Here is a 25,544-nt window from a genome sequence, read left to right as displayed (position 1 = left end):
TCGTTTGGCTCAGTAGCCTTCCGACTCCAGATACGCCTCGAATTTTCGCATTTCCTCCGGGTCCGCCTCGACGGTGTGGCGCGGCTCCGGATAGGCGCCGGACTGGATGTCGTCGGCATATTCGCGGAAGGCGGCGATGCGCTCGTTCTGGAGCCGATCGAACTCCGCGCTGAAATCTCGGTAGCGCTTGGCATGGCGCGGATAGCGGCCGCGATTGGAACCGAGCACGTCTTCCGAGAACAGATATTGCGCGTCGCAGCCGGTGCCCGCGCCCATCGAGATCATGATCAGGGGCGTGCGCCGCGAGATCGCGGCGGCGACACTGGCCGGCACCACCTCGATTTCGGCCGCGAAGGCGCCGGCGGCCTCCAGATCCCGGACCTGCTTCCACACGAAGGCGGCACTTTCGGCCGTCTTGCCGACCGCCTTGAAGCCGCCCGTCCAGGTCGCATGCGCCGGGATCAGGCCGACATGGCCGCAGACCGGAATATGCTCGTCGCGCAGCCGGCGGATCGTCCGCAGGCTGGCCGAGCAATACATGGCGTCGGCGCTTGCCGCGCGCAGGTTCACCGCCATGCGCAGGATCTCGTTCGCGGTGGCGCCGAGCTTGATGCGTTCATCGCCGGGGATGGCGAAGCAGGTGGGTGCGGCGTCGCGAAAGCGCGGGTCGAGCATCACATCATAGGGAACCGAGATGAGGTCGATGCCGGCGCGTTCGGCGGCTTCAGCCTCCTCGAGCGAAAAGACGCGCAGTTTGGAAAGCTGGCGCTTGCCCTTCAGTGACTGCAAATCGGCGACGGTCGGTCTGCTGCGTGCCATATGTCTTGATCCCTCAATGCCGGTTGCAGGCGGACTATGCCGCCAGCAGCGACTTCAGCTTGACCGCTTGCGAGCCCAGCGCTTCCGGCGCCGGCATCGCCCGCCTGGCGATCAGCATTTCGGCCAGGCGGATGTCGCGCGCCACCGCATTGCCGGGGCCGATGCCGCTGGCGGCGACCAGCCTGCCGTCCTCGGCCAGGTGGAACAGGATGAAGGCGCCATCGTCGAGGTCGCGCCGGACGATCGCGCGACCTTCGTCGGAAAGCCCGGCGATCTGTAGCGTGAGGCCGTATTGATCCGACCAGAACCATGGCACGGCGGCATGCGCCTCATTGGCGCCGAGCATGTTCCTGGCGGCTAAAGCGCCTTGCTCCTGGGCGTTGCGCCAGGCTTCCAGCCGCACGCGCCGTCCGCCATAGACCGCGAGCGGGAACGAACAGCAATCGCCGGCGGCGAAGACATCCGGGTCGGCCGTACGAAGCGTCGCGTCGACGGCGATGCCGTTGTCGATCGCGAGCCCCGCCGCGGCGGCGAGCGCCGTCACCGGCACGGCGCCGATGCCGATGACCGCGAGATCGGCGACGACTTCCTGTCCATCGCCAAGCGTGATGCCAACTTGCGGGCCGTCGTCGGCAATCGCCGTGATGCCCTGTCCGGTGAGGACTTTCACGCCCTCGGCCTCATGCGCCTTGTGAATGATCTCCGCAATCTCGGCCGGCACGCCGCGCATCAGGATGCGCGGCTGCGCCTCGATGACCGTGACAGTGGCGCCGAGCTTGCGCGCCGAAGCAGCCAGCTCCAGGCCGATGAAGCCGCCGCCGAGGATGGCGACGCGATTTCCGGCGCTGAGATGGGCGCGGATGGCCAGCGCATCGTTGAAGGTCCTCAAGTAAACGCAGCGTCCGCCCAGCCCCGGCATCGGCAGCTTGCGCGGTACGGATCCGGTCGCCAGCAGCAGCTTGTCATAGGAAAGGGAGGAGCCGTCCGACAGCCGCACGGCATGCGCGGCGCGGTCGATCGCCGCGGCCCGGACGGAATGAATGTGCCGGATTGAGCGCTCGGCCAAAAGCGCGTCGGTGGTAATGGTCTTGATGGCTGGAGCCTCGCCGGTCATGGCCTCCTTCGACAGCGGAGGCCGCTCATAGGGCAGATGCGGCTCGTCGCCGACCAGTGTCACCGGCCCTTCGAAACCCAGATCGCGCAACGCAAGCGCGGCGCGCCCGCCGCATTCGCCGGCGCCGATGATCACCATTCCTCCCGTCATCGTCGTCACCCGACCTGAATGAGGACTTTGCCGGCGTCGACCTTGACCGGATAGGTCTTCAGGTTGACGCAGACTGGTGCGCCGCGCGCGTCGCCGGTTTTGTAGTTGAAGCGGCCATTGTGCTTGGGGCATTCGATGATGTCGTCCATCACCAGCCCGTCGGCCAGATGCACCTTTTCATGCGTGCACAGGCCGTCGGTCGCGAAATATTCGTCCTCCGGGCTGCGGTAGATGGCGAAGGTGCGGCCGCCATGGTCGAACCGCATCACGTCTTCTTCGTCGATATCCCCGGCCGCGCAGGCCTCGACCCAATCGCTCATCTCGTCCTCCAAAAGCTCATGTCAGATGGTCGGGCCGCTCACTCGGCCGCCGCCGCCACCGGATTGTCGTTGTGCAGCTCTTCCCGGTAGGGCTTTGCCGTCGGCGGCAGCGCGCGCTTGAGGAAATAGTCCTCGTTCCGCAACTGGCGCAGGAAGGCCGGGATCATTTCGCGATAGCCGGCCAGGATCGACGGCGTCGGCGTCGGCAGATCGTGCTTGATCAGCTCATGCAGCTTCGGCAGCGCGTGATAGGGCACCATCGGGAACATGTGATGCTCCACATGGTAGTTCATGTTCCAGTAGATGAAGCGGCTGATCGGATTCATCAGCACGGTGCGGCTGTTCAGACGATGGTCGGTGACATTGTCGGCGAGGCCGCCATGCTGCAGCAGGCCGGTCATCACGTGATGCCAGGCGCCATAGAGGCGGGGCAGGCCGACGAGCATCAGCGGCAGCCACGAATGCAGATAGAGCGCCAATGCGATGGTCGCGAGATAGATGGCCAGCCAGATGCGGGCCACGCGGATCGCCTTCGGCTGCTCCTGCTCGGGAATGAAGGTCTTTTCCGCCGCGCTGATGACGCCGGCGGCGTTGCGCACCATGTCGACCATCGCGTGCCAGGCATCGAGAATGCCGAAGAAGTTGAGCACCACGCGCAGCAGATCCGGCGGCCGCATGACGGCGATCTCCGGGTCGCGGCCGACGATGATGGTGTCGGTGTGGTGGCGCGTGTGGCTCCAGCGCCAGGTCACCGGATTGCGCATGATCATGAAGCAGGCGAACTGGTAGACGGCATCGTTCATCCACTCCGTGCGGAAGGCGGTGCCGTGGCCGCATTCGTGCCAGCGGGAATCGGTCGAGGAGCCGTAGAGCGTGCCATAGACGAAGAGGAACGGCACGCACCACCAACTGCCCCAGAACCAGATGGCGCCCGCGGCGCTGACGACGAAAGCGGCCAGCCAGATGATGGTGTCGCGGATCGCCGGCTGGTCGGAGCGCTGCATCAGCTCCTTCATCTGCTTGCGCGGGACGTCGGTGTGATACCACTGTGCCGCCGAAAGCCCGTTTTCGACCGCGAGCCTGGCGTCTCGCCCGGTCAGGCTGTAGTCGCGCGGCGACGCTGCCGAAGACGTGATTGCCGTCATTGGGGTTCCTCCATCAGCGCCTTGCGGACAGCTCCAACCGCCTGGGCCCGCGCATCGCTGACTTTCGACTTCACCATAGCCGCAAGAGCTGATAGTCTCAACGTCACAAAGATAGATTCTATCATTTCATATCAGGATGAGCTACCCTGAGTCGGGTTAGGCGATGGAGCGCCGTTCATGGCAAAGCGACCGACGATCACCGATCTGGCGCGCGTCTCGGGCGTCAGCGTCGCCACCGTCGACCGGGTTTTGAACAGCCGCCTGCCGGTGCGCGAAGAGACCGCGCGCCGGGTCTATGACGCCGCCACCGAGATCGGCTACCACGCCGCCGGGCTGATCAAGCAGCGCATGCGCCAGGAATTGCCGGAATACCGGCTCGGCTTCCTGCTGCTCAGGGGCAATGACGTCTTCTATGGCGATTTCGCCAGGGAGCTCGAATTGGCGGTCGCGCAGTCGCAGCGCTTCCGCGGCGTTGCGACCGTCGAGTTCGCCGCTTCCCTGGCGCCGGACGAGATCGCCGCCCAGATGCGCAAGCTGGCCGCGAAATCGAGGGCCATCGCCGTCGTCGGCCCGGATCACCCCAACCTGACGGCCGTCGTGGAGACGCTGAAGGCGAGGGGGCAGCCGGTCTTCTCGCTGCTGTCCGACTTTGCCGCCGGCATCCGTGAGGGCTATGTCGGGCTCGACAACCGCAAGGTCGGGCGCAGCGCGGCATGGATGATCGCCAAGGCCGCGAGGAAGCCCGGCAAGGTGGCGCTCTTCGTCGGCAGCCACCGCTTCCACGGCCATGAGCTGCGCGAGATCGGCTTCCGCTCTTTCTTCCGCGAGCACGCGCCGGACTTCACCGTGATGGAGACGCTGGTCAACCTCGAGGCCAATGACGTGACGCATGATGCCATGCTCGATCTCCTGGCGCGCCATCCCGATCTCGCCGGCTGCTATGTCGCCGGCGGCGGCATGGAAGGCGCGGTCTCGGCGCTGAGGATTGCGAATCCGGCGCAAATGCCGGTCGTCATCTGCAACGAGATCAACGCCGTCTCGCGCGCGGCGCTCGCCGACAGCATCCTCACCATGGTGATCTCGACGCCGCTTGCCGCGCTCTGCCGGGAGCTCGTCGGGCTGATGGCGCATGCCATTGAAAGCGGCGCCGCCAATGCGCCGGGACAGACCTTCCTGCCCTTCGACATCTATCTGCCGGAAAACATCTGAGCGCCGAGCCTGCAGCCGATGTGATGCAATCCATCAGGCTGATGGATTCTTTCATCGTGGTTCATCCGGGTTCGGGCGTAAATTTCGACGATTTTGATCTTCGTCACGTCGATGGTGATCGAAAAACCGGCTGCCCCGGTCGGAATCGCCCTTGACGTTTCCAAAACGAAATGGAATAAATATTTCACTAACTAGGCTTTTTGGTTCTTTCGTTCCGGAACGTCTGTTCGAGCGGAGGACGAGGCGTTCCAAGCGATGGCAACGCCAGATGGCCGCAGGGAGAGATTCTCCGGGCAAACCGGGAATTCCGGTTCAATAGGTGCAGCCGGACACCAAGTGGAGGAGAGATAAAATGAAGAAACTGCTTTTGGGCGTCGCGCTTTCGGCGCTGATGTGTTCATCCGCCTTCGCCGCCAAGATCGGCGTTTCGATGGCCAAGTTCGACGACAACTTCCTGACCGTGCTGCGCAACGGCATGATCGCGCAGGCCAAGGGCATGAGCGGCGTCGAGCTGCAGGTCGAGGATGCGCAGAACGACGTGGCCAAGCAGCTAGACCAGATCAAGAACTTCGCCGCCTCGGGCGTCGACGCCATCATCGTCAATCCGGTCGACACTTCGGCCACCCAGGCGATGTCGGATGCGGCCGCCGCGGCCAAGATCCCGCTGGTCTATGTCAACCGCCAGCCGGTCAATGTCGACTCACTGCCCGACAATCAGGCCTTCGTCGCTTCGAACGAGGCCGAATCCGGCACGCTCGAGACCAAGGAAGCCTGCCGCCTGTTCAAGGAAGCCGGCAAGAAGGAAGCCAATGTCTATGTGATCATGGGCGAGCTCTCGAACCAGGCCGCGGTGCAGCGCACCAAGGACATCGAGGAAGTCATCGCCACGCCGGACTGCAGCTTCATCAAGATCATCGACAAGCAGACCTCGAACTGGGACCGTGACCAGGCGCAGAACCTGATGACCAACTGGCTGTCGTCGGGCAAGGCGTTCGACGGCGTCATCGCCAACAACGACGAAAGCGCCATCGGCGCCATCCAGGCGATGAAGGCCGCCAATGTCGACATGAAGGCGGTCGTGGTCGGCGGCGTCGACGCGACGCAGGACGCGCTTGTCGCGATGCAGGCGGGTGATCTCGACGTGACCGTCTTCCAGGATGCGGCTGGCCAGGGCGCCGGCGCGCTCGACGCGGCGCTGAAGCTCGCCAAGGGCGAAAAGGTGGAACACAAGGTCTACATCCCGTTCCAGCTCGTCACCCCGGCGAACATCGACAAGTTCTTGAAGAAGAACTGAAGGCTGGGCCACTCACCGAGTGGTGCCGCGGCGCATCGGACTGGCTGAAATCGGCTGCTGATGAAGCGGCGCCGCTCTGTTCCTCTCCCGCCCGACCGGGCGGGAGAACGGGCGCGGTCATTCGGAGGAACAAGACGTGTCACAGTCATCGCATGGCATTGGCGGCTTGAGTTACGACGCCAAGAAGCGTCCATGGCCTGCCGAGTTCAACGTGTTCCTGGCGCTGGTCATCCTGGTCGCCGCCTTCGAGCTGATCGGCCGCGTCTTCCTGGGCGACAGCTTCCTGTTCAACACCCGTGAGAATGTGTCCGGTCTCTTCAACGAACAGCGCCTGCAGATCATCATCCTGCAGGTGTCGATCGTCGGCATCATCGCCATCGGCGTCACCCAGGTCATCATCTGCGGCGGCATCGACCTGTCCTCGGGCTCGATCGTCGGCGCCACCGCCATGATCGCCATGAGCTTCGCGCAGGTCGCGACCGTCAACGGTAATCCCAACCCCAAGGCGATGTTCATCGACTACGGCCTGACCGACCTGCCGGTCATCGTGCCGCTGCTGGTCGCCATCGGCTGCGGCCTGATCGCCGGCCTGATCAACGGCCTGCTCATTGCCTACACCCGTATTCCGCCCTTCATCGCCACGCTCGGCATGATGGTCACCGCCCGCGGCATCGCCAAATGGTGGTCGAAGGGCCAGCCGATCTCTTTCCCGACCGACAGCTTCGCGGCCATCGGCAAGGGCTTGATGCCGGTCGTCATCTTCATTTCGCTGGCGATCCTGTTTCAGCTCATCCTGACCTACACGAAATACGGCAAGCACTGCTATGCCATCGGCTCCAACGAGGACGCCGCGCGCATGTCCGGCATCAAGATCGCCAACCACAAGGTGCTGGTCTATGCCATCGCCGGCATTCTCGCCTCGCTTGCGGCCGTGGTGCTCTCTTCCAAGAACCTCACCGCCCAGGCCGGCATGGGCGTGATGTACGAGCTCGACGCCATCGCCATGGCGGTCATCGGCGGCGTTTCGCTGTCGGGCGGCCGCGGTTCGATCATCGGCACCGTGATCGGCTCGCTGATCTTCGGCGTCATCATTTCCGGCTTCACCTTCCTGCGCCTCGACGCCTATTATCAGGAGATGGTCAAGGGCGTGATCATCGTCGGCGCGGTCGTTCTCGATCAATGGCGCCAGCGCCGCCGGGCGATAGGAGCTTGAGCATGTCCGACATCGTTCTGAAAACCGAAAACCTCACCAAGCACTATGGCGGCGTGCACGCGCTGCAGGAGGCGAATTTCGAGCTGCGCAAGGGCGAGCATGTCGCCATCATGGGCGATAACGGCGCCGGCAAGTCGACCTTCGTGCGCCAGATCACCGGCGTCGAGCAGCGCACCGACGGCAAGATCTGGTTCGACGGCAAGGAGGTGAATTTCTCCGGTCCGATCGAGGCTCGCGAGGCGGGCATCGAGACCGTGTTCCAGAACCTCGCTCTGGCCGACGATCTCGACGTGCCGTCGAACCTCTTCCTCGGTCGCGAGAAGGTGCTGTTCAACCTCGGCCCGTTCTCCATCCTCGACCGCAAGGCGATGCGCAAGGCGACCGAGGCAGCGCTTGTCCGCACGGCGGTGAAGATCCCGAACCTCTCCAGCACCATCCGCCACATGTCGGGCGGCCAGCGTCAGTGCGTGGCGATCGCCAGGACGGCGACCTTCGCCTCCAAGCTGATCATCATGGACGAGCCGACGGCAGCGCTCGGCGTGCAGGAAACGGCGCAGGTCGAAAACATCATCCGCACGCTGAAGGAGAACGGCGAGCCGCTGATCCTGGTCAGCCACAACATGCGCCAGGTGTTCGACCTGGTCGACCGTATCGTCGTCTTCCGCCGCGGCAAGATCGTCGCCAATCTGCGCAAGCAGGATACCGACGGCAACGATATCGTCGCCTACATCACCGGCGCCAAGACCGGACAGGCGGAGCTGCAGGCCGCCTGACGGGGCGCCGCGACGGGATCAACCAATCGTTCGCGCCGACAGGCGCGGACCTGCCTGTAAAACCCACCCTCGAGGGACATTCCATGACACTCCGCTTCGCTCTTCTCGGCGCCGGCCGTATCGGCAAGGTGCATGCCCGCGCCGTTGCCTCCAACCCGCAAGCCAAACTCGTGGCCGTGGCCGATGCCTTCGAGAAAGCGGCGACGGAACTGGCCTCCGCCTATGGCGCGGAAGTCCGCACGATCGATGCCATCGAGAAAGCCAACGACATCGACGCCGTCATCATCTGCACGCCCACCGACACCCATGCCGACCTGATCGAGCGCTTCGCCAAGGCCGGCAAGGCGATCTTCTGCGAGAAGCCGATCGATCTTTCCGTCAAGCGCGTCGAAAAATGCCTTGCGGTGGTCGAGAAGACCGGCGCCACGCTGATGGTCGGCTTCAACCGCCGCTTCGACCCGCATTTCGCCGCCGTGCGCAAGGCGATCGACGACGGCGCCATCGGCACGGTCGAGATGGTTACCATCACCTCGCGCGATCCGGGCGCCCCGCCGCTCGATTACATCGCCCGCTCCGGCGGCATTTTCCGCGATATGACCATCCATGATTTCGACATGGCGCGCTTCCTGCTCGGCGAGGAGCCCGTTGCCGTCAGCGCCCATGCCTCGGTGCTGGTCGACAAGAAGATCGGCGAAGCCGGCGATTTCGACTCTGTCAGCGTCATCCTCGAAACCGCCTCCGGCAAGCAGGCCGTCATCTCCAATTCGCGCCGCGCCACCTATGGTTACGACCAGCGCATCGAAGTGCATGGTTCCAAGGGCATGGTCGCGGCCGAGAACCAGCGGCCGGTGTCGATCGAGCTCGCCAACGACAAGGGTTACACCCGTCCGCCGCTGCACGACTTCTTCATGACCCGCTACCTCGACGCCTACGCCAATGAGATCGCGTCCTTCATCGCCGCGGCGACGTCGGGCAAGAAGGCAGCGCCGAGCGGCGCCGATGGGTTGGTTGCGTTGAAGTTGGCCGATGCGGCGCTGAAGTCGGTCAAGACCGGCAAGGCTGTGTCGATCTAGGATTTTGGCTGAGAAATACGATGACCGCGCAACTGAAGTTCTCGCTGAACCACATTGCGACCCCCAGGCTCGACTGCCGTGCGTTCCTCGATCTCGCCGCCTCTCTTGGCTGTATCGGAGTCGAACTTCGCAATGACCTGGCCGACAAGAAACTGTCGACCGCCGCATTTTTCGACGGCGAAGCGCCGACTGTCATAGGCAGCTACGCGCGATCGAAAGGGCTTCGGCTTCTCGGCTTGTCGGAAGCTTACGGCTTCAACACATGGTCCGATGGGATGCGCGCAAAAGTGCAGATGCTGATTGACGAGGCCGCGCAAGCCGGCGCCGAGTCGATCAGCCTCATCCCGCGTAACGACGCGCCGCAATATGCGGCGGGCGAGCGCGATGAGGCGCTGCGCCGCTCGCTCGGTGAAATCCTGCCGATGCTGGCGAGAGCCGGTCTTGTTGCGCTGATCGAACCGCTCGGCTTCGTCACTTCGTCGCTGCGCCACAAGGCTGACGCCATCGCCGCGATCGAGGCTGTTGGAGGGGAGGCGCATTACAAACTCGTGCACGATACCTTCCACCATCACCTCGCGGGTGAGCGCGACATCTTCCCGGCATACACCGGCATTGTCCATATCTCCGGCGTCGTCGATCAGGGGTTGAGCGCCGAGCAGATGCAGGACGGGCATCGGATCCTCGTCGATGATAGGGATCGGCTGGGCAATGTCGACCAGATACGTGCTTTGCTGGACAATGGCTATGCCGGCGCGTTCTCCTATGAGCCGTTCTCGACAGAGGTCCACCGGCTGGCAAACCCGGCCGAAGCGATCGGCAGCAGCATGGACTTCATCCGCGGCAGTCTTGAGGCTGCTGGGCAGCTCGCGGATGCGACGTCAGGCAAGACCGTCCGTCTCGACAAGTAAGAACTGAACCCCGACCCAGCGAGCAGGGCGATGAGCATATCAGCCGATCGCAATTCGAAGACGCGCGCCATCGTCACTGGCGGCGCGCAAGGCATCGGCTTTGCCGTCGCCGAAGTCTTGGCGGAAGAGGGCTGCAAGGCACTGGCGCTGATCGGCCGCTCGCAGGAGAAGGGCGACAAGGCGGTTGCCCATTTCGAGAAGCTCGGCGTCGATACGATCTTCATCAGCGCCGACGTCGCCAAGGTCGCCGACTGCAAGCGCGCCGTGGCCACGGCAATCTCGCATTTCGGCACCATCAACGCGCTGGTCAACGCCGCCGCAACGTCGGCGCGCGGTTCGCTGGTCGAAACATCCGAGGAGACCTTCGACCAGATCTTTCAGACCAATGTGCGCGGCCCGTTCTTCCTGATGCAGGGCGTGGTGGCGCATCTCCTGGAAAAGAAAGCGCCGGGCTCGATCGTCAATGTCCTGTCGATGGCGGCGCATTGCGGCCAGTCCTTCCTGGCGCCCTATTCCTCCAGCAAGGGCGCGCTGATGACGCTGACCAAGAATGTTGCGAGCTCGTATCGCAAGAACCGCATCCGCTGCAACGCCGTGCTGCCGGGATGGATGGATACCGAGGGCGAGGCGATCGTGCAGAAGAAGTGGCACGACGCGCCCGACGACTGGCTGGAAAAGGCCGAGGCCGCGCAGCCGATGGGCCAGCTGGTCAAGCCCGCGCAGCTTGCCCGGCTGATCACCTACATGCTGAGCCCCCAGGCCGGCGTCATGACCGGCTCGCTGGTTGATTATGACCAGAACATCGCTGGGGTGGTCGGGGAGTAGCGACCGAGCCGCCGCACGCCAGTTCGGGCTCGGCGCAACGGTGTATGCTCTCTTAGAGCCCACATGCCTACCTGTCGCCGCAACATTGCCATTCCCTCATAGTCATGTAGTCGAAACAAGCATGGGAGTGGAATGATGTCTGCGCCCAAAGATATCAGCTGGACCGTCGGCGAGGCCAAAGCCCAGTTCGCCGAGGTTATCGAGCAGGCGCAGTACGCGCCGCAGACGATCACCGAAAACGGCAAACCAAGCGTGGTAGTGGTGTCGGCCGAAGAATGGCTTCGAAAAACCCGGCGAAAGGGTACGCTTGCGGAATTCCTCTTGAAGTCACCACTGCGCTGCGCCGATATCAGCCTTGAGCGTTAGGGCAACGGGTTGCGCGTGATGAGAAACCTTCTGCCCATCAAGCACGTGACAACCGCCTTCGCATCGACTATATGAGCCGGATGATCAACCTGTCCGCCACCTATTGGTACTTTAGCAGCTCGCTGGCGGCGGGAGGATTGCGCTCGATCTGAAAATTCCAGATCAAAATCCGACAAGCCGCCAGACCTGGCGGCTTTTTTGTTTCAAGCCGGCAGGTCTCCTAACCAGGAGCAGAAAGCCGTGTTGACCACCACAGACGACCTTCGGGTCAAGGAACTCAAGGTACTGACCACGCCGGAAGAGGTGATGCGCGAGATACCGCGCTCGCTCACGGCGACGCGCACCGTTGCCGCCTCACGCAACGCCATCCATTCGATCCTGACGGGGGCCGACGATCGACTGGTCGTCATCGTCGGCCCTTGTTCCATTCACGATCCGGTCGCCGCCGTGGACTACGCCAGCCGTCTGGCGGCGCTGCGCGAGGCCCTGGCCGACCGGCTCGAGATCGTCATGCGCGTCTATTTTGAGAAGCCGCGCACCACGGTCGGCTGGAAGGGTCTCATCAACGATCCCGATCTCGACGGCAGCTTCAACATCGACAAGGGCTTGCGCATGGCGCGCAACGTGCTGTCGGCCGTCAACAATCTCGGCCTGCCGGCGGCGACCGAGTTCCTCGACATGACGACGCCGCAATACATTGCCGACCTCGTCGCCTGGGGCGCCATCGGCGCGCGCACCACCGAAAGCCAGATCCATCGCGAGCTGGCCTCGGGGCTGTCCTGTCCGGTCGGCTTCAAGAACGGCACCGACGGCAATCTCAGGATCGCCGGCGAGGCAGTGAAGTCTGCCGCCCAGCCGCATCATTTCATGGCGGTGACCAAGGGCGGCCGCAGCGCAATCGCTGCGACCACCGGCAATGAGGATTGCCACGTCATCCTGCGCGGCGGCATCACGCCGAATTATGATGCCGCAAGCGTCGACGCGGCTGCCGGCGAACTCGGCCGCATCGGCGTCGCGCCGCGGCTGATGATCGATGTCAGCCACGCCAACAGCGCCAAGAAGCCGGAGAACCAGCCTAAGGTCGCGGCCGACGTGGCCGGGCAGGTGGCCGCAGGCGACGAGCGCATCATCGGCGTCATGATCGAGAGCAATCTCGTCGCCGGCCGGCAGGATGTGGTGCCCGGCAAGCCGCTCACCTACGGCCAGAGCATCACCGACGCCTGCATCGACTGGGCGACCACCGAAACGGTGCTGCACGGCCTCGCCGGCGCCGTCGAATGGCGCCGGTCGGTGAAGCGCGAGATGCTCGCCAGCCGGCAGGGCGCGGCCTGAGCGAAAATGGGGAGGGCGGCGATCACGCCGCCCTCAATCCTTCCCAGGCGGTGAATATCGAAACGGCAAACAGCAGCAGCCCTGCCGCGCGCCCGGCCAATATGGTCGCTTGCGGATTGTCGACAAGCAGCCCCCGGCTGCGCCCGGCGGTGACGGCGAGCCCGCCATAGATGGCGGCCTGCGTGACGAGGGTCAGCAATCCCATGATTGTCGCCTGCATCCAGATCGGACCGTAAGCCGGCTTCAGGAATTGCGGATAGACGGCGATGATGAAGAGATAGGCCTTCGGATTGATCAGGCAGGTGAGCATGCCTTGCCGAAACGCTTTCCAGGCCGACCGGCTCCCGGTGGACGTGTCGTCGCCGACGGTGATGGAGCTGCGCATCAGCGAAATGCCGATATAGGCCATGTAGGCGGCGCCGGCGATCAGCAGCGGCGTGAACAGCATCGGGACGAAGTGCATGAGCAGGCCAACGCCGATCGCGCCGTTCAGCGTGTGCACGGCGCCGCCCAGCATGATGCCGCCGGTCGCAGCCAGCCCTCTGTTGCTGCCGCCGGTCAGCGCATTGGCCAGCACGAACAGCATATCCATGCCCGGAACGGCGATGATGCCGAACAGAAGCACGAAGAACAGCCAGAGGTTCTCGCCATAGCTCATGTCAGTTGCCTGCTGCCTCACTCGCCGCGAGAAAAAGGAATCTGTTGATTTTCAAGCGGGTAGGCGGTCCTATAGGTCACCCCAACTGACGGGGATGTGTCAGTTGCGTTTCTGATGGGTGTGAAAAAAAATGCGCAAGGCCTCGCGCCTGTTCGAGATCATCCAGATCCTGCGGCTGGCCAGAAAGCCGGTGACGGCAGCGGCGATCGCCGAGCGGCTGGAGGTGACGGTGCGCTCGGTCTATCGCGACATCGCCGCCCTGCAGGCGATGCGCGTGCCGATCGAGGGCGGGCGCGGCATCGGTTACATACTGCGCCCCGGCTTCGACCTGCCGCCGCTGATGTTTTCCATCGAGGAGATGGAGGCGATCGTCTTGTCGCTGGCGCTGCTCGAGCGCACCGGCGACGACGAGCTCAAGCAGGCGGCGAAACGCGTCGGCGCCAAGATCGCGGGCGCGGTGCCGCCCCCCTTGCGGCAGACGCTCGACGCCAATGCGCTGCATGCCTGGGGTTTTGCGGCACCTTCCGCTTCCGCCGTCGACCTCGCGCTGGTCCGCCGCGCCATCCGCGACGAGGAGAAACTCGCTTTGTCCTATCGCGACGAAGCGGGACGGGCGACCGAACGCACGATCCGGCCGATCGCGCTGATCTACTATGCCGAGACGGCCAACATCGTCGCGTGGTGCGAATTGCGCCTGGCCATCCGCAATTTCCGCAGCGACCGCATCGAGGATTGCCGGCCGGCGGGCCTGTGGTTCAAGGGCGAGGGCGACCGGCTGCGGCAGGTCTGGGTCGACGGCTGGGAGATCAATGCCTCGGCTGCCGCCGGCAACTGACACGTTGCCGGCTTTTGACAAGCCAATGGTTCGGTGCTGGCACTGCCCGGCTGCGCCGACACGATCTCAGGGCACGATGCCGCGACAGGCCCAGGCGACATTGGCGAAGGATCGCGGGCCGTCGGGCCGGCCGGCCTGATAGGCATCGCGGACGGCGGCCTCGATGCGATCCCGCTCCGCCGGGTCCGGCGTGGTCATGTATCTGCCGAGCGGGCCTTCGCCGGCGCGGATCGGCGCCCAGAAGTCATCGAAATTCTCATAGTCCATGCGGATCATCAATTCGGCTTCGCTGACGTCGGCCAGGCCTTGCTCGGCGAAGGTCCGCTTCATTTCGCCCGGCTGCATCATCGGCTGGAAGCAATAGCGGCTGCGCATCTGGCGCCCGCTTTCGCTGAGCGCCGCCACCGTGTCGATCATCATGCGCATGCCGGTCATGCCGCCATAATGATCCCAGACCACGGCCGCGACCACGCCGCCCGGCCGCACCACGCGGCGCATCTCGGCCACCGCCTTGCCGGTCTCCGGTACGAAGTGCAGGACCAGCAGCGCCAGCGAGCGGTCGAAGGTTTTGTCGGCAAAGGGAAGCGCGGTGACGTCGGCCTGGTTGAAGGTGATGCGCGGATCGCTGTTCTTCTCCTTCGCCGCCGCGACGAAGACCGGCGAGAAGTCGATGGCCTGGATCTCGGCGAGATCGGCGGACTTCGCCAGTTCGAAGGTCAGGCTGCCGGTGCCGCAGCCGACGTCGAGGATTTTTTCGCCACCGGCCAGGCCGGCGAAGTCGATGAATTTGGGTGCCAGCCTGCGGCTCCAGCGTCCCATCAACTGCTCGTAGCCCGAGGCTGCGTGCACGGTGAAAATCGATGTCATCGCGTTCTCCCGGTGGCTGACCGTCAAGCTAGACCCTGACGGGATTGCTGCCAAGCGGTGAGAGTTTTCACGGATTGACGGCTCTAGCCGTGCATCACTTCACGCAGCCATTGGCTGATGGCGTCGAAATCGATCGGCTTGGTGGTGTCGACGTCGAACAGCGGGCCGCGCCGGAGCGGCTCCGCGCGCTTGGCCAGTTCGACCAGCTCTGGAATGTAGGTGGCGCCGGGATGGCCGGCGGGGCGCTGGTCGAGGCGGGCGCGGTAGCGTTCGGCCAGCACCTCGCCCGGCGCATGGCACCAGATTTCGGCGGTCTGCCCAACGCCGGCGTGGCCCAGGTGATCTTCCAGCAGCGCGCGTGGCTGGAAGCCGAACCAGGCATCGACGACGAATGTGGCGCCCGCGGGCGCTTCGCCGACCACCAACCAGATGGCCGCGTAGCTGGCGCGGCCGAGCGTGCGGTTGAATTCGCGGTCCGCGCCGCCCAGCGCTTCGAGGAACGGGTTCTTGATGGTGTCGAGCGCCAGCAGCGGCCAGCCCATGCGTTCGGAAATGCCGCGCGCGACGGTACTCTTGCCGGAGGCCGGAATGCCGTTGACCAGCACCGCGCGCCGGCCGCCGGCCGGCCGGGCCGAAGCCTGGGAAACCACCGACGCGAGCGCCTGCAGGCCGGCGCCGATGACGCCTGCGTCGTCGCCGAGCTTCGCCGGCTGCACCGCCGCCTGATACCAGGGCGCCAGCGCCGGCAGATCGGCAAGCGCTCTGTGCGCGGCCTCGCCGAGGCCGCCGCCGAGCAGCACCAGCTCCGGATTGAACATGGCGACCGCCGTGTCGATCGCCGCGCGCAGCGGCCGCGCCCAGGCGTCCAATATGCCGCGCGCCGTCGCATCGCCGGCGGCGCCGCGGGCAAAGAGCTGGTCGACCGAGACGTCCGGACCGAGGCCGGCACGGGCGATGTGACCGCCGAGCGCGGTGCCCGAGCTCACGGTTTCGACGCAGCCGCGCCGGCCGCATTTGCAGACCTCGCCGTCGAGCTCGACGCCGATATGGCCGAGCTGGCCGGCCGTCGCCTTGCCGCGCACGATGCGCCGCCCTTCCGCCACCGCGCCGCCGATGCCGGTGCCGATGGTGAACATCACCACATTGGCTTGGCCGGAGGCGGCGCCCAGCGCCATTTCGGCGACCAGTGCCATGTTGCAGTCATTGTCGATGACGACGGGCCGGCCGGCCATGCTTTCCAGCCGGTGCGCCAGGGCAACCGAGGCAAGATCGACATAGCCGCCGGAAAGCACCGCGCGATTTTCCGCATCGACACGTCCGGGAACGCCGACGCCGATGGCCGCGACCTGCGGTCCGTCGAGCCGATGCACCATGTCGGCGATGCGGCCGAGCACCAGCTCCGGATCGGGCGCGCTCTTCTCGGAGACGCGACGAAGGATTTCACCGGAGTGCGAGATCAGCGCGGCCCGCAGATTGGTGCCGCCGATATCGATCCCTATGGCCATCGATTTGTGTGGCATGACGTCCCGTACTGTCTAGGCGCCGACCTGATCTTCAGCTCAGGCTTGCCTGAGCTGAAGATCAACATGCCTCAGGCAGCTTTGCGGCGATAGTTGCCGATGACCGCCTGGATTTCCCGCAAACGGGAAACCGCGACTGTCTTGAGCTTCTCGCGCTGGACGTCGCGGTCGAGCGAGATGCAATCCTTCCACAGCGACCGGCCGGCGATCACGCCCGAGGCGCCGTTCTTCATGGCGATCTCGACCTGGCCGAGGAAGGTCGCATGGTTGACTCCGGCCGACAGCACCGCCCAAGGCACGTCGCCGGCAATCCTGGTGATGCTGGCGCAGGCTTCGGGCGTTCCGGGATAGGGCAGCTTCAGCACCTTGGCGCCGCAGTCCAGGGAAATTCGCGTGCCCTCCTCGACCAGCGACGGGATCTTCGCGGCATAGTCCTCGGGGCTTTCGCGTTCGAGTTGGTAGGTCAGGAACTCGACGATTAGCAGAAGATCCTCCTTGGCGAAGTCGGCAATGCATTGCTTGAGGATGGCGATGTTGTGCTCGTTCGCTTCGGGCCGATCGGCCCTCAGATACACCATGATCTTGCCGCCGGTGCCGCCCAGCTCGCGCACGCGGCGCGCGTCGATGCCGGGCACCAGGCGCGACAGGCGGTAGCCTTCCGGCGAGACGTCGTAGCCCGAGGCGTCGAGGCCGATGAGCAGTGCCGTGTCGCGGTTGAGCACGCCTTCATCGACGACACGCGGCACCGCGCAGAGCGGATCGAGCAGCACGCAGGACGCCTCGCTGGCGAGATATCGGGTGATGTCGGATTTGGTGTCGCCGAGCATGTCGTTGGTGATCGCGGCCTGCTCCGCCGGATCCGACGCCAGCAGCGTGCGCATGCCGCCGCGCTGGTCGCAGGCAATGGCCATCATGGCCCCGTCCTTGCCGCAAATCTGCTGGTAGCCGCGCAGTTCCGCGGTGGTCATCTTGGTCATGGTCATCGGTCCGATCTCGGCGCATCCTACGCATCGGGACGCGCTATCCTTGGAGGTGCCTTCTGCCTGTCTTGAGGCCGCAAGCTTCACTGTTCCGACGCGCCTGCCATGACGGGCGGAACAGCGTGCCGAAGGAGCGCCCCCAAGTTGCGGGTTTGCCGAATTTGGGCGATAACTCCCATCGGTCGACAGGCCTGTAACACATTGCTGAAAGGAATTGCAAGCTGTCTGTACCTCCCATACAGGACGCGACCGCATCACGCACGATGCTGCACACGGTCGCCAAGCTGCATTACGAGGCGGAGATGTCGCAGGTCGATATCGCGCGCCGGCTTGGCGTCTCCACCGCCACCATTTCGCGGCTTCTGCAGCGCGCGCGGGCCGAGGGCATCGTGCGCATCGAGGTGCTCGATATCGTCACGCCGGAGGCCCTCACCTCGCAGTTGGTCGAGAGGCTGGGTTTGCGCGACGCAGCCATCGTCGAGACGCCGGCGGCAGGCGTGCTGACGGCGCTTGCGGCGCCGCTGGGCCGGTTGCTCAAGAAGGCGGAACTTTCGGCCGGTTCTGTGGTGGCCATCGGCTGGGGCCGCGCCATCCGCGAAGTGATCCGCGCCGGCCTGCCGCGCTTTCCAGGCGTGCTGACGGTTGCCGCCACCGGCGGCATGCAGCAGCAGGCGCCGCATTTCCAGATCAACGAGTTCGTGCGGCTGGCGGCCGAGGAGTTCGGCGGAACGCCGCATTTCATCCACGCGCCCTACCTGCCGTCCAGCGAATTGCGCGAAGTCTTTCTTGCCGACGCGGCCATACATGACGCCGTGTCCCTCTGGGGCCGGACCGACATCGCAATCGTCGGCGTCGGCCTGCCGCATGCAATCAATGCGCCGGAGGCAAGCGCCGCGACGCTGAGCGAACAGGCCCTGGTGCAGGCCGCTGGTGACGTGCTCCGGCATTATTTCGATGCCGACGGCGCCCTCATCTCCTGGGAAGGCGAGAGCCGGATGATCGCCATGTCGCCCGACCAGCTCCGTGCCGTTCCGCTGGTGATCGGCGTCGCTTCGGGGCCGGAGAAGGCCAAGGCCATCATCGGCGCGGCCCGCGCCAGGCTGATCAGCGCGCTTGTCACGGACACCAAGACGGCGCAGGCCATCCTGGAGCGGCTCAACCAGGGCGGTTGAGCCTCCCATATTCTCGCCTGGTTCCAAACGGAACTCGCTCCGCACTTTTCTCGCGCTGCCGGATAGGCGTTGCAGCCGCGGAAATCTCCCGTTGTGCCGGCGACGGCTTGGCGCGATAGTCGCCGATGCGGGGCTGAGCGGAGCACACGATGCTTGTCCGATCGGAAAGCAGTGGCGGTTCGGGCCGTCCAGGATCCGCTTGCAATTTATTTCAGCAAAGTGTTACAACGTTGCCGGCTTGGTGCGGAAGCGTGCCGGGTAGCGCGGTTTTTCGATCCCTGCGGAGGCAGGCAACGAAACCGCCGACATCGAAATGGCCGGGTTCCGCCGGCTGACCCAACGGCTGGGCGCTGAGGAGGAAAGCCGCCCGCAGCGGCAAGCAGACTACCCAGTGTCAACCGTACATCTGCCAACATCTCGAGGAGGAGTTTCATGAGGAAGATCGTTGCCGCGCTTGCGGTGCTCGCCGTTTCGGCATCGGCGCTGATCGCGCCCGCCCACGCCGAGGATAAGAAATACACCATCGCGCTCATTCCGGGCCTGACCACCGACGGCTTCTACATTACCATGCGCAAGGGCGCGCAGGCGGCGGCCGACGCGCTCGGCGTGAACCTGGTCTTCCAGGGCGCGCCCGACTTCAACCCGGTGACGCAGGTTCCGGTGCTCGACGCCGTCATCGCCAAGAAGCCGGACGCGATCCTGATCGCGCCGACCGACAAGGTCCAGTTGGTCGAGCCGCTGCGCAAGGCCAATGACGCCGGCATCCCGGTGATCACCGTCGACACCTTCATCGGCACCGGCGCCTACCAGACCGGCGCCGGCGATGCCGACTTCCCGCTCGCCTACATCGCCTCCGACAACGTGCTCGGCGGCGAGATCGCGGCGCGGGCGCTTGCCAAGTCCATTGGCGACAAGGGCAAGGTCTATGTCTCGAACGTCAAGCCCGGCATCTCGACCACCGACCAGCGCGAGGAAGGCTTCAAGAAGGAGATGGCCAAGCACACCGGCATCACCGTGCTGGAAACCCAGTTCAACGACGACGACGCCAACAAGGCGGCTTCGCAGCTGCAGGCGGTGTTCGCGCGCAATCCCGATCTCGTCGGCGTCTTCGGCGCCAACCTGTTCTCGGCGCTGGGCGCTGCCAACGGCGTCAAGCAGGCCGGGCAGACGGGCACTGTCAAGGTGGTCGCCTTCGACGCTCCGACCAGCATCGTCGACAACATCAACACCGGGCTGGTCGACGTGGCGATCGCCCAGCACCCGGCCGAGATCGGCTATTATGGCGTCGTTTCGGCCTATGCCCACCTGACCGGACATTCGATCCCGGTCTCGATCGGCACCGGCTTCACGATCATGGACAAGTCCAACATCGCCGACCCGAACATCTCGAAGTATCTTTACTCCGAGTAACCAGCGCGCCTGGCCTCCTCCCGGCCCGCCGGGAGGAGGCTTGCGTCGGATCCCGGCGACAACCGGATCCCGTTCGAAGGAAGCCTACGGCGGAGCGTTCATGACCTCGACATCACCAGCCCAGCAAGCCGAAAAGCACGTTGCCCCTCAGGCCGACCACAGCGATACGGCCAAGAGCCTGGTCCGCAGGATCGCCGAAGGGCGCGCCTGGCTTTTCCTTGCCGGCCTGGTCATCTGCTTCGAGGTCTGGTCGCGCTTCGCCTTCGGCGCCACCTTCGTGCTCAACCCGTTCAACGTGCAGTCCATCGCCATCTTCGCCGTGGCGCCGCTGCTTTTGGCGACCGGGCAGACCTTCGTCATCATTTCGGGCGGCATCGATCTGTCGCTCGGCTTCATCATGGGGCTCGCCGCCGTCATCGCCGCGCACGCCACCAACATTGCGGGCGCCGCCATTCCCTTGCCGCTGGCCATGCTTGCCGGCATCCTTGCGGCCGTGATCGTCGCCGGCGTGCCCGGCGTCATCAACGGCCTGTTGATCTCACGCCTCAAGGTGCCGCCCTTCATCGGCACGCTCGGCATGTTCGGCGTGGCGCGCGGCGCCGCCTACCTGATGGCCGGCGGCACCACGGTGCCGGTGCAGAATTCCTGGTTCGCGGTGCTCGGCAACGGCAAGCTCTACGGCGTGCCCTATCTCGTCATCATCACCGCGATCTTCGTCATCGTGATGCATTATGTGCTGAGCCAGACCCGGTTCGGCCAGCACAATTACGCCATCGGCGCCAACATCCAGGCGGCGCGCCGGGCCGGCATCGACATCAAGGATCACATCTTGCGCCTCTATGTGCTGTCGGCGATGTGCGCGGGCCTCGGCGGCGCGCTCTATGCCGCGCGCTTCACCGCCGGCGCGGCCCAGGCCGGCGAGCCGCTGCTGCTCGACAGCGTCGCGGCCGTGGTCATCGGCGGCGCCAGCCTGTTCGGCGGTTCCGGCACCATCCTCGGCACGGTGGCCGGCGCGCTGGTGATCGCGGTCATCCAATACGGGCTGGTCTTCGTCAATGTCGAGCCGTTCTGGCAGTTCATCGCCGTCGGCGTCGTCATCATCATTTCCGTCCTCATCGACCAGGCTCAGCGCCGGTTCAGCGGAGCCCGCCAGGATGACTAACGCCGAGCAGACCGCGCCTCTCCTCGAGGTCAGGAACCTTTCCAAGCATTTCGGCGCCGTGCGCGCGCTGAGCGACTTCTCCATGGCGGTGCGCCCGGGCGAGGTGGTCGCGCTGGCCGGCGACAATGGCGCCGGCAAGACGACACTGATCAAGGCGATATCCGGGGTCTACCAGCCGACGGCCGGCGAAATCCTGCTCAGGGGCCAGCCGGTGAGCTTCGCCACGCCGCAGGAGGCGCGCGAGAAGGGTATCGAGACGATCTACCAGGACCTCGCGCTTGCCGACAATCTGTCGATCGGCGCCAACATCTTCCTCGGCCGCGAGCCGATGCGCAGAGCCTTCGGCTTCCTGCCGGTGCTGGATCGCAAGCGGATGGCGGCGGCGGCCAAGGAAACGATGAGCCGGCTCGACTTCCATGTCAGCCGGCTGGAGGCCCCGGTCAGCAACTTCTCCGGTGGCCAGCGCCAGGCCGTCGCCATCGGCCGCGCCGTCTACTGGGACGCCCAGATCCTGATCATGGACGAACCGACCGCGGCCCTCGGCGTGCCCGAGCAGCGCAAGGTGATCTCGCTCATCCACCAGCTCAAGGCGCAGGGGCGGGGCGTGATCTTCATCTCGCACAATCTGCAGGACATCTTCGCCGTGTCGGACCGCATCGTGGTGCTGAGGCGCGGCGTCCAGGCCGGCGAACGCAAGATCGCCGAGACCAACCACGACGAGGTCGTCAAGCTGATGGTCGGCGGGTAAGGGCCGATGTTGGGCGACTCAAACTTTCGAGAACAGCCCCTGCACTGTCTCGACCGGCATCAAGATGACACGCTCTCCCAGCGGTGACAAAACGAAGCCGTGCAGCCGATAGAAGCCGACGGCGTCATCGTCGATTGCATGCGTCACCACGGCGCGAACGCCAGCAATTTCTGAGACCGCCAGACAGCGCCGCAGTGCATCGGAAAGCAGGTCGCCACCGAGGCCCATTCCCTGGAACGCCTGATCGACCGCCAGCCGACCGATCAGCAGTAGTGGTACCTGCTCGGGCATGCCCCGCCGCAGCTTCGCGCTTGGCAGCGCAACCCGTTCCTCCATAGCCGTCGATATCGCGTAGTAGCCGACGACGCGATCTTTGGTACCGGCGTCGCAGACGACGTAGGTACGAGCAGAAAGGCCCTCGCCAGAGAGGGCGCGGTTGCGCAACCAGTCATCAAGGGACCCATGCTTGCCGTTGCGAAATTCGGAAACGTCATGGCCGACGGTCAGCCGTTCCGGGGGGCGGACGTGCAATTGCCCAGTGGGCATCAGCGCTCCCAGGCCGGCTTGCGCGTCATGCGCGCGCGAAGTTCGTTGGAGGGCTTGCTCGGGGCGTCAAGCAGGTCGAGAAATTTCTGATGCGCGTCGGCATCGAGAAAGAAGGTACGCTGATCCAGAATGGTTTCCTCCGCCTGCCTGCGGGCGCTGTCCAGCATGAACTCCGACAGTTTCTGCCCGCGCAGGCTCGCGGCGCGGCTAAGAATGGCTTTGGTCCCCGCCGAAGCACGGATCTGAATCACGTCATCCTTGCGGGCCGCGTCATGATTACGGTGACCGGGCTGCACCATGGAAAAGATTCTCCTTAATCAGGATGGATTATCTAAGATTTGTCATGACAATGTCAATACAGATGCGCACCCAGAAGTGCTTGCGTTGGGAGAGTCATCCTGATTTGTCCCGAACGCGCGCCACGCTTTCCCGCTCCACCAGCGGGCACTCCAGCTTGGTGATGGGATAGCGGCCGCGGCCGGGTGTTGGCGGCGTCTCCAGCTGCTCGATCGCCCATTGGCCCATCGCCAGATGCGGCAGGATCGACGTGGTGAGCGGCGGGAAGAGGTGGCGGGCGATCTCCTCGTCGTCATAGCCGACCACCGAGATGTCCTGCGGGATATGCAGCCCCGCTTCCTTGAGCGCCTCGTAGCAGCCGATCGCGGTGCGGTCGTTCTGGCAGAAGATGGCGGTTGGGCGGTCTTTCAACGCAAGCAGCTTGACGGTTGCGGCGTAGCCGGCGCTGGCCGACCAATCGCCCTCGACCACCAGCTCCGGATCGAACGGGATGTCGGCGGTGGCCAAAGCGCGGCGATAGCCCTTCAGCCGGTCCTGCGCCGCCTGCATCCACGGCTCGCCGGTGATGGTGGCGATGCGGCGATGGCCGTGGCCGATCAGATGCCTGGTGGCGCTCTGGCCGCCGGCGATCTCGGACGGCACCACGGCCGGGAAGGCGTAGTCGGCGGTGTAGCAATTGAGAAGGATGACAGGGATCTCGAGGCTGTAGAGGAAATCGGGCGCGGTGATCTCGCGCGTGAAGATGGTCATGTAGATCAGCGCCGAGATGCCGCGTCTGGTCAGCGCCTGGATGGCGCGCGGCTCCATCACCGAATCGCCCATGGTCTGCGCCACCAGAAGCACGTTGCCGGCGTTCCACGAGGCCTGCCGCGCGCCCTCGATCGCGACCACCGCCTCGGGGCTGGTGGCGAGCTGGTCGACCGCGAAGCCGATGACGCCATCCAGGCCTTCGAACGGCGTCACCGCCGGCCGCAGCGCCGAGAAGACCGGTGGCGAGTAGCCCAGCGACCGCGCCGCCTCGATGACGCGGTCGCGCGTCTGCTGCGACAGCCGGATACCCGGCGAATTGTTGAGCACGAAGGAGACCGTCGCCTGCGAGCAGCCGGCGGCGCGCGCAATGTCGGTCATGGTGACACGTCCCTTGGGCTTGGCGGCTGGCTTGCGGCGCCTGGAAGCCCCGGGAGGATCGCGCAGTTCCGTCGGTTCGCTCATGGTCGTTTCCCAAACCCCGCCGGCTCTAAAGCAAAGGCGGCGGCAACGGCAAGATGGTCGAGGCCGGTCCGTTTATCGAAGTGCGCTCAGCTAATATATATTAGCAAGCGCGGCATGCAAATCACCAGCCGCCTGGCATCCCGGCAAAACCGGTCAGACAAGGTCAGCAGTGCTGACAATTCCGCGGTTTCCATGCGGCTGCAAGCCTTGCCGCCGCTCGTTCGCCTCACTCCCAGCGCGTTTTCGACTGGCGTCTCCTCCGCTTCGAAGTCGCGGCACTCGGCTCATAACTAATACTATTTACTAATAGTCGTAAGCGTTCTACTGTCAACTCGCCGCAACCATCCAGACGTCGGATCGGCGCCGGCAAGTGCGAAGGATGCCCGTTCGACACCCGGCTGCATCGCCGGATCGGCCTACATCCATTTCACGAAAATGTCAGACAAATCGGACTATTTACGAACGCCACATCAGTGTCTAGTGTCTCGGGTAGCGGCCCGGATCGGCACCGTTCTTGAGTCGGCGGACCTTCGCCGGACCCTTGAGGAGGAGGGGTTATCCAGGCCGCAGCCGAGACATCAGCGACGAGTTCTACAAGGGAGGATGAACTATGAAATCAGTAATCCGTAACGCATCTGTCGCCGCGGCGGCCCTGCTCATTGGGCTTACGGCCACGGCGATTGCCCGCGCGGACGACAAGCCGACGCTGGCCTTCGTCGTCAACGGTGCGTCAGACTTCTGGAAGGCGGCGGAAGCCGGCGTCAAGAAGGCGCAGGGCGAACTGCCCGACTACAATCTCGAGCTCAAATATCCGGAACAGTCCTCGGTCGCCATCCAGCAGCGCTTGATGGACGATCTGGTGACGGCGGGCGTCAAGGGCATCATGGTTTCGGCCGTCGATCCCAAGACCTCGACAGACGGGCTGAACAAGATCGCGTCGGAAACCGCGTTGTTCACCACCGACTCGGATGCGCCGCAGACCAAGCGCGTCGCCTATATCGGCTCGTCCAATGTCGATGCCGGCAAGCAGGCGGCCGAGATCGCCAAGAAGGCGATGCCGAACGGCGGCAAGTGCCTGGGTTTCGTCGGCCTGCTCGGCGCCGACAACGCCAAGGAACGCATCCAGGGCATGAAGGACGGCCTCGCCGGCAGCAAGATCGAGCTCGTCGACGTGCGTGGCGACGATATCGACCAGGCGCGCGCCAAGAAGAACGTCGAGGACGCGCTGGTCGCCAGCCCCGACATCACCTGCATGGTCGGCTTCTATTCCTACAACACGCCGCGCATCTATGAAGCGCTGCGCGACGCCGGCAAGCTCGGCCAGATCACCGTCGTCGGCTTCGACGACGATCCGATCACGCTGGGCGGCGTCAAGGAAGGCACCGTCGCCGCGACCGTGGTGCAGCAGCCCTTCGAATGGGCCTATCAGGGCATGAAGCTGATGGCCGCCTACCTCAAGGGCGACAAGTCGGGCATCCCGGCCGGCAATTTGATCATCATCCCGACCAAGATCATCGGCAAGGATGACGTCGACGCCTACGCCGCCAACCTCAAGGCGATGGCGGGCAAATAAGTCCAAAACCGTTGCGCCGGCTC

At 64.7% G+C, this 25,544-nt stretch carries 26 protein-coding genes; 15 read left to right on the top strand and 11 right to left on the bottom strand.

Annotation, left to right across the window (positions count from 1 at the left end):
• Positions 1-9: 9 nt before the first annotated feature.
• The 4 genes from DPM33_RS09925 to DPM33_RS09910 are packed head-to-tail and all read right to left on the bottom strand — an operon-like array spanning position 10 to position 3,548.
• A complete protein-coding gene (locus tag DPM33_RS09925) occupies positions 10-819 on the bottom strand; it encodes a 3-methyl-2-oxobutanoate hydroxymethyltransferase (protein WP_112097207.1) in 810 nt (269 codons plus the stop codon).
• A 34-nt stretch (positions 820-853) separates the two neighbouring features.
• A complete protein-coding gene (locus DPM33_RS09920) occupies positions 854-2,083 on the bottom strand; it encodes an NAD(P)/FAD-dependent oxidoreductase (protein WP_112097309.1) in 1,230 nt (409 codons plus the stop codon).
• Positions 2,084-2,088: 5 nt separating this feature from the next.
• Positions 2,089-2,403, bottom strand: a complete 315-nt coding sequence (locus tag DPM33_RS09915) for a Rieske (2Fe-2S) protein (protein ID WP_112097206.1) — start codon at positions 2,401-2,403, stop codon at positions 2,089-2,091.
• Positions 2,404-2,441: 38 nt separating this feature from the next.
• Positions 2,442-3,548, bottom strand: coding sequence for a fatty acid desaturase family protein (locus DPM33_RS09910; protein WP_112097205.1), 1,107 nt, complete (start codon positions 3,546-3,548; stop codon positions 2,442-2,444).
• Positions 3,549-3,725: 177 nt separating this feature from the next.
• Between DPM33_RS09910 and DPM33_RS09905 the strand changes: the two genes are divergently transcribed.
• The 9 genes from DPM33_RS09905 (at position 3,726) to DPM33_RS09865 (ending at position 12,541) form a co-directional block, all read left to right on the top strand.
• Complete coding sequence (locus tag DPM33_RS09905) at positions 3,726-4,757, top strand: LacI family DNA-binding transcriptional regulator (protein WP_112097204.1); 1,032 nt, start codon at positions 3,726-3,728, stop codon at positions 4,755-4,757.
• A 352-nt stretch (positions 4,758-5,109) separates the two neighbouring features.
• Positions 5,110-6,051: a sugar ABC transporter substrate-binding protein gene (locus DPM33_RS09900; RefSeq protein WP_112097203.1), complete on the top strand. Its 942-nt coding sequence runs from the start codon at positions 5,110-5,112 to the stop codon at positions 6,049-6,051.
• A 136-nt stretch (positions 6,052-6,187) separates the two neighbouring features.
• Complete coding sequence (locus tag DPM33_RS09895; RefSeq protein ID WP_112097202.1) at positions 6,188-7,264, top strand: ABC transporter permease; 1,077 nt, start codon at positions 6,188-6,190, stop codon at positions 7,262-7,264.
• Positions 7,265-7,266: 2 nt separating this feature from the next.
• The gene (locus DPM33_RS09890; protein ID WP_112097201.1) at positions 7,267-8,037 is read left to right on the top strand and encodes an ATP-binding cassette domain-containing protein; all 771 of its coding nucleotides are present in this window, start codon (positions 7,267-7,269) and stop codon (positions 8,035-8,037) included.
• Between the two features lie 83 nt (positions 8,038-8,120).
• The gene (gene iolG / locus DPM33_RS09885) at positions 8,121-9,110 is read left to right on the top strand and encodes an inositol 2-dehydrogenase (RefSeq protein WP_112097200.1); all 990 of its coding nucleotides are present in this window, start codon (positions 8,121-8,123) and stop codon (positions 9,108-9,110) included.
• A 20-nt stretch (positions 9,111-9,130) separates the two neighbouring features.
• Entirely contained in the window at positions 9,131-10,018 is an 888-nt protein-coding gene (locus tag DPM33_RS09880; protein WP_112097199.1) for a TIM barrel protein, read from the top strand.
• 30 nt (positions 10,019-10,048) lie between these two features.
• Positions 10,049-10,843 (top strand): SDR family oxidoreductase, encoded by a 795-nt coding sequence (locus tag DPM33_RS09875; RefSeq protein WP_112097198.1) that lies wholly within the window; start codon positions 10,049-10,051, stop codon positions 10,841-10,843.
• A gap of 132 nt (positions 10,844-10,975) precedes the next feature.
• The gene (locus DPM33_RS09870; RefSeq protein ID WP_112097197.1) at positions 10,976-11,209 is read left to right on the top strand and encodes a type II toxin-antitoxin system Phd/YefM family antitoxin; all 234 of its coding nucleotides are present in this window, start codon (positions 10,976-10,978) and stop codon (positions 11,207-11,209) included.
• A 240-nt stretch (positions 11,210-11,449) separates the two neighbouring features.
• Positions 11,450-12,541 carry a 3-deoxy-7-phosphoheptulonate synthase gene (locus DPM33_RS09865; RefSeq protein WP_112097196.1) on the top strand — a complete coding sequence of 364 codons (1,092 nt, stop codon included), beginning with the start codon at positions 11,450-11,452 and terminating at the stop codon, positions 12,539-12,541.
• A 22-nt stretch (positions 12,542-12,563) separates the two neighbouring features.
• Here the strand turns inward: DPM33_RS09865 and DPM33_RS09860 are convergent, their stop codons facing one another.
• Positions 12,564-13,199, bottom strand: a complete 636-nt coding sequence (locus tag DPM33_RS09860; RefSeq protein WP_112097195.1) for a LysE family translocator — start codon at positions 13,197-13,199, stop codon at positions 12,564-12,566.
• Positions 13,200-13,329: 130 nt separating this feature from the next.
• On the opposite strand from DPM33_RS09860, the gene DPM33_RS09855 reads away from it, so the two are divergent.
• Complete coding sequence (locus DPM33_RS09855) at positions 13,330-14,034, top strand: helix-turn-helix transcriptional regulator (RefSeq protein WP_112097194.1); 705 nt, start codon at positions 13,330-13,332, stop codon at positions 14,032-14,034.
• 66 nt (positions 14,035-14,100) lie between these two features.
• Here the strand turns inward: DPM33_RS09855 and DPM33_RS09850 are convergent, their stop codons facing one another.
• The 3 genes from DPM33_RS09850 to DPM33_RS09840 form a co-directional block, all read right to left on the bottom strand.
• Complete coding sequence (locus tag DPM33_RS09850) at positions 14,101-14,901, bottom strand: class I SAM-dependent methyltransferase (RefSeq protein WP_112097193.1); 801 nt, start codon at positions 14,899-14,901, stop codon at positions 14,101-14,103.
• Positions 14,902-14,984: 83 nt separating this feature from the next.
• Positions 14,985-16,406, bottom strand: a complete 1,422-nt coding sequence (locus DPM33_RS09845; protein WP_425373479.1) for an ROK family protein — start codon at positions 16,404-16,406, stop codon at positions 14,985-14,987.
• Positions 16,407-16,492: 86 nt separating this feature from the next.
• Positions 16,493-17,398, bottom strand: a complete 906-nt coding sequence (locus DPM33_RS09840; RefSeq protein ID WP_112097308.1) for a tagatose-bisphosphate aldolase — start codon at positions 17,396-17,398, stop codon at positions 16,493-16,495.
• Between the two features lie 266 nt (positions 17,399-17,664).
• Here DPM33_RS09840 and DPM33_RS09835 point away from each other — a divergent pair, with 266 nt between their 5' ends.
• From DPM33_RS09835 to DPM33_RS09820, 4 genes are all read left to right on the top strand, one after another.
• A complete protein-coding gene (locus DPM33_RS09835; protein ID WP_112097191.1) occupies positions 17,665-18,573 on the top strand; it encodes a sugar-binding transcriptional regulator in 909 nt (302 codons plus the stop codon).
• Between the two features lie 432 nt (positions 18,574-19,005).
• Positions 19,006-19,983, top strand: a complete 978-nt coding sequence (locus DPM33_RS09830) for an ABC transporter substrate-binding protein (RefSeq protein ID WP_112097190.1) — start codon at positions 19,006-19,008, stop codon at positions 19,981-19,983.
• Positions 19,984-20,083: 100 nt separating this feature from the next.
• Positions 20,084-21,145 carry an ABC transporter permease subunit gene (locus DPM33_RS09825; RefSeq protein ID WP_112097189.1) on the top strand — a complete coding sequence of 354 codons (1,062 nt, stop codon included), beginning with the start codon at positions 20,084-20,086 and terminating at the stop codon, positions 21,143-21,145.
• Positions 21,138-21,893 (top strand): ATP-binding cassette domain-containing protein, encoded by a 756-nt coding sequence (locus DPM33_RS09820; protein WP_112097188.1) that lies wholly within the window; start codon positions 21,138-21,140, stop codon positions 21,891-21,893. The genes DPM33_RS09825 and DPM33_RS09820 overlap by 8 nt, the downstream gene beginning before the upstream one ends.
• Before the next feature lie 18 nt (positions 21,894-21,911).
• Here DPM33_RS09820 and DPM33_RS09815 read toward each other — a convergent pair whose 3' ends face one another.
• The 3 genes from DPM33_RS09815 to DPM33_RS09805 form a co-directional block, all read right to left on the bottom strand.
• Positions 21,912-22,439: a GNAT family N-acetyltransferase gene (locus tag DPM33_RS09815; RefSeq protein WP_112097187.1), complete on the bottom strand. Its 528-nt coding sequence runs from the start codon at positions 22,437-22,439 to the stop codon at positions 21,912-21,914.
• A complete protein-coding gene (locus tag DPM33_RS09810; protein ID WP_112097186.1) occupies positions 22,439-22,738 on the bottom strand; it encodes a type II toxin-antitoxin system TacA family antitoxin in 300 nt (99 codons plus the stop codon). The genes DPM33_RS09815 and DPM33_RS09810 overlap by 1 nt, the downstream gene beginning before the upstream one ends.
• Positions 22,739-22,832: 94 nt before the next feature.
• Positions 22,833-23,948, bottom strand: a complete 1,116-nt coding sequence (locus DPM33_RS09805; RefSeq protein ID WP_167449008.1) for a LacI family DNA-binding transcriptional regulator — start codon at positions 23,946-23,948, stop codon at positions 22,833-22,835.
• A gap of 610 nt (positions 23,949-24,558) precedes the next feature.
• Between DPM33_RS09805 and DPM33_RS09800 the strand changes: the two genes are divergently transcribed.
• Positions 24,559-25,521, top strand: a complete 963-nt coding sequence (locus tag DPM33_RS09800; RefSeq protein ID WP_112097185.1) for a sugar-binding protein — start codon at positions 24,559-24,561, stop codon at positions 25,519-25,521.
• The last annotated feature ends 23 nt before the right edge of the window (positions 25,522-25,544 follow it).

The organism is Mesorhizobium hawassense (assembly GCF_003289945.1).
In the GTDB taxonomy this organism is placed as follows: domain Bacteria; phylum Pseudomonadota; class Alphaproteobacteria; order Rhizobiales; family Rhizobiaceae; genus Mesorhizobium; species Mesorhizobium hawassense.
This window is presented reverse-complemented; position numbering and strand designations above follow the sequence as displayed.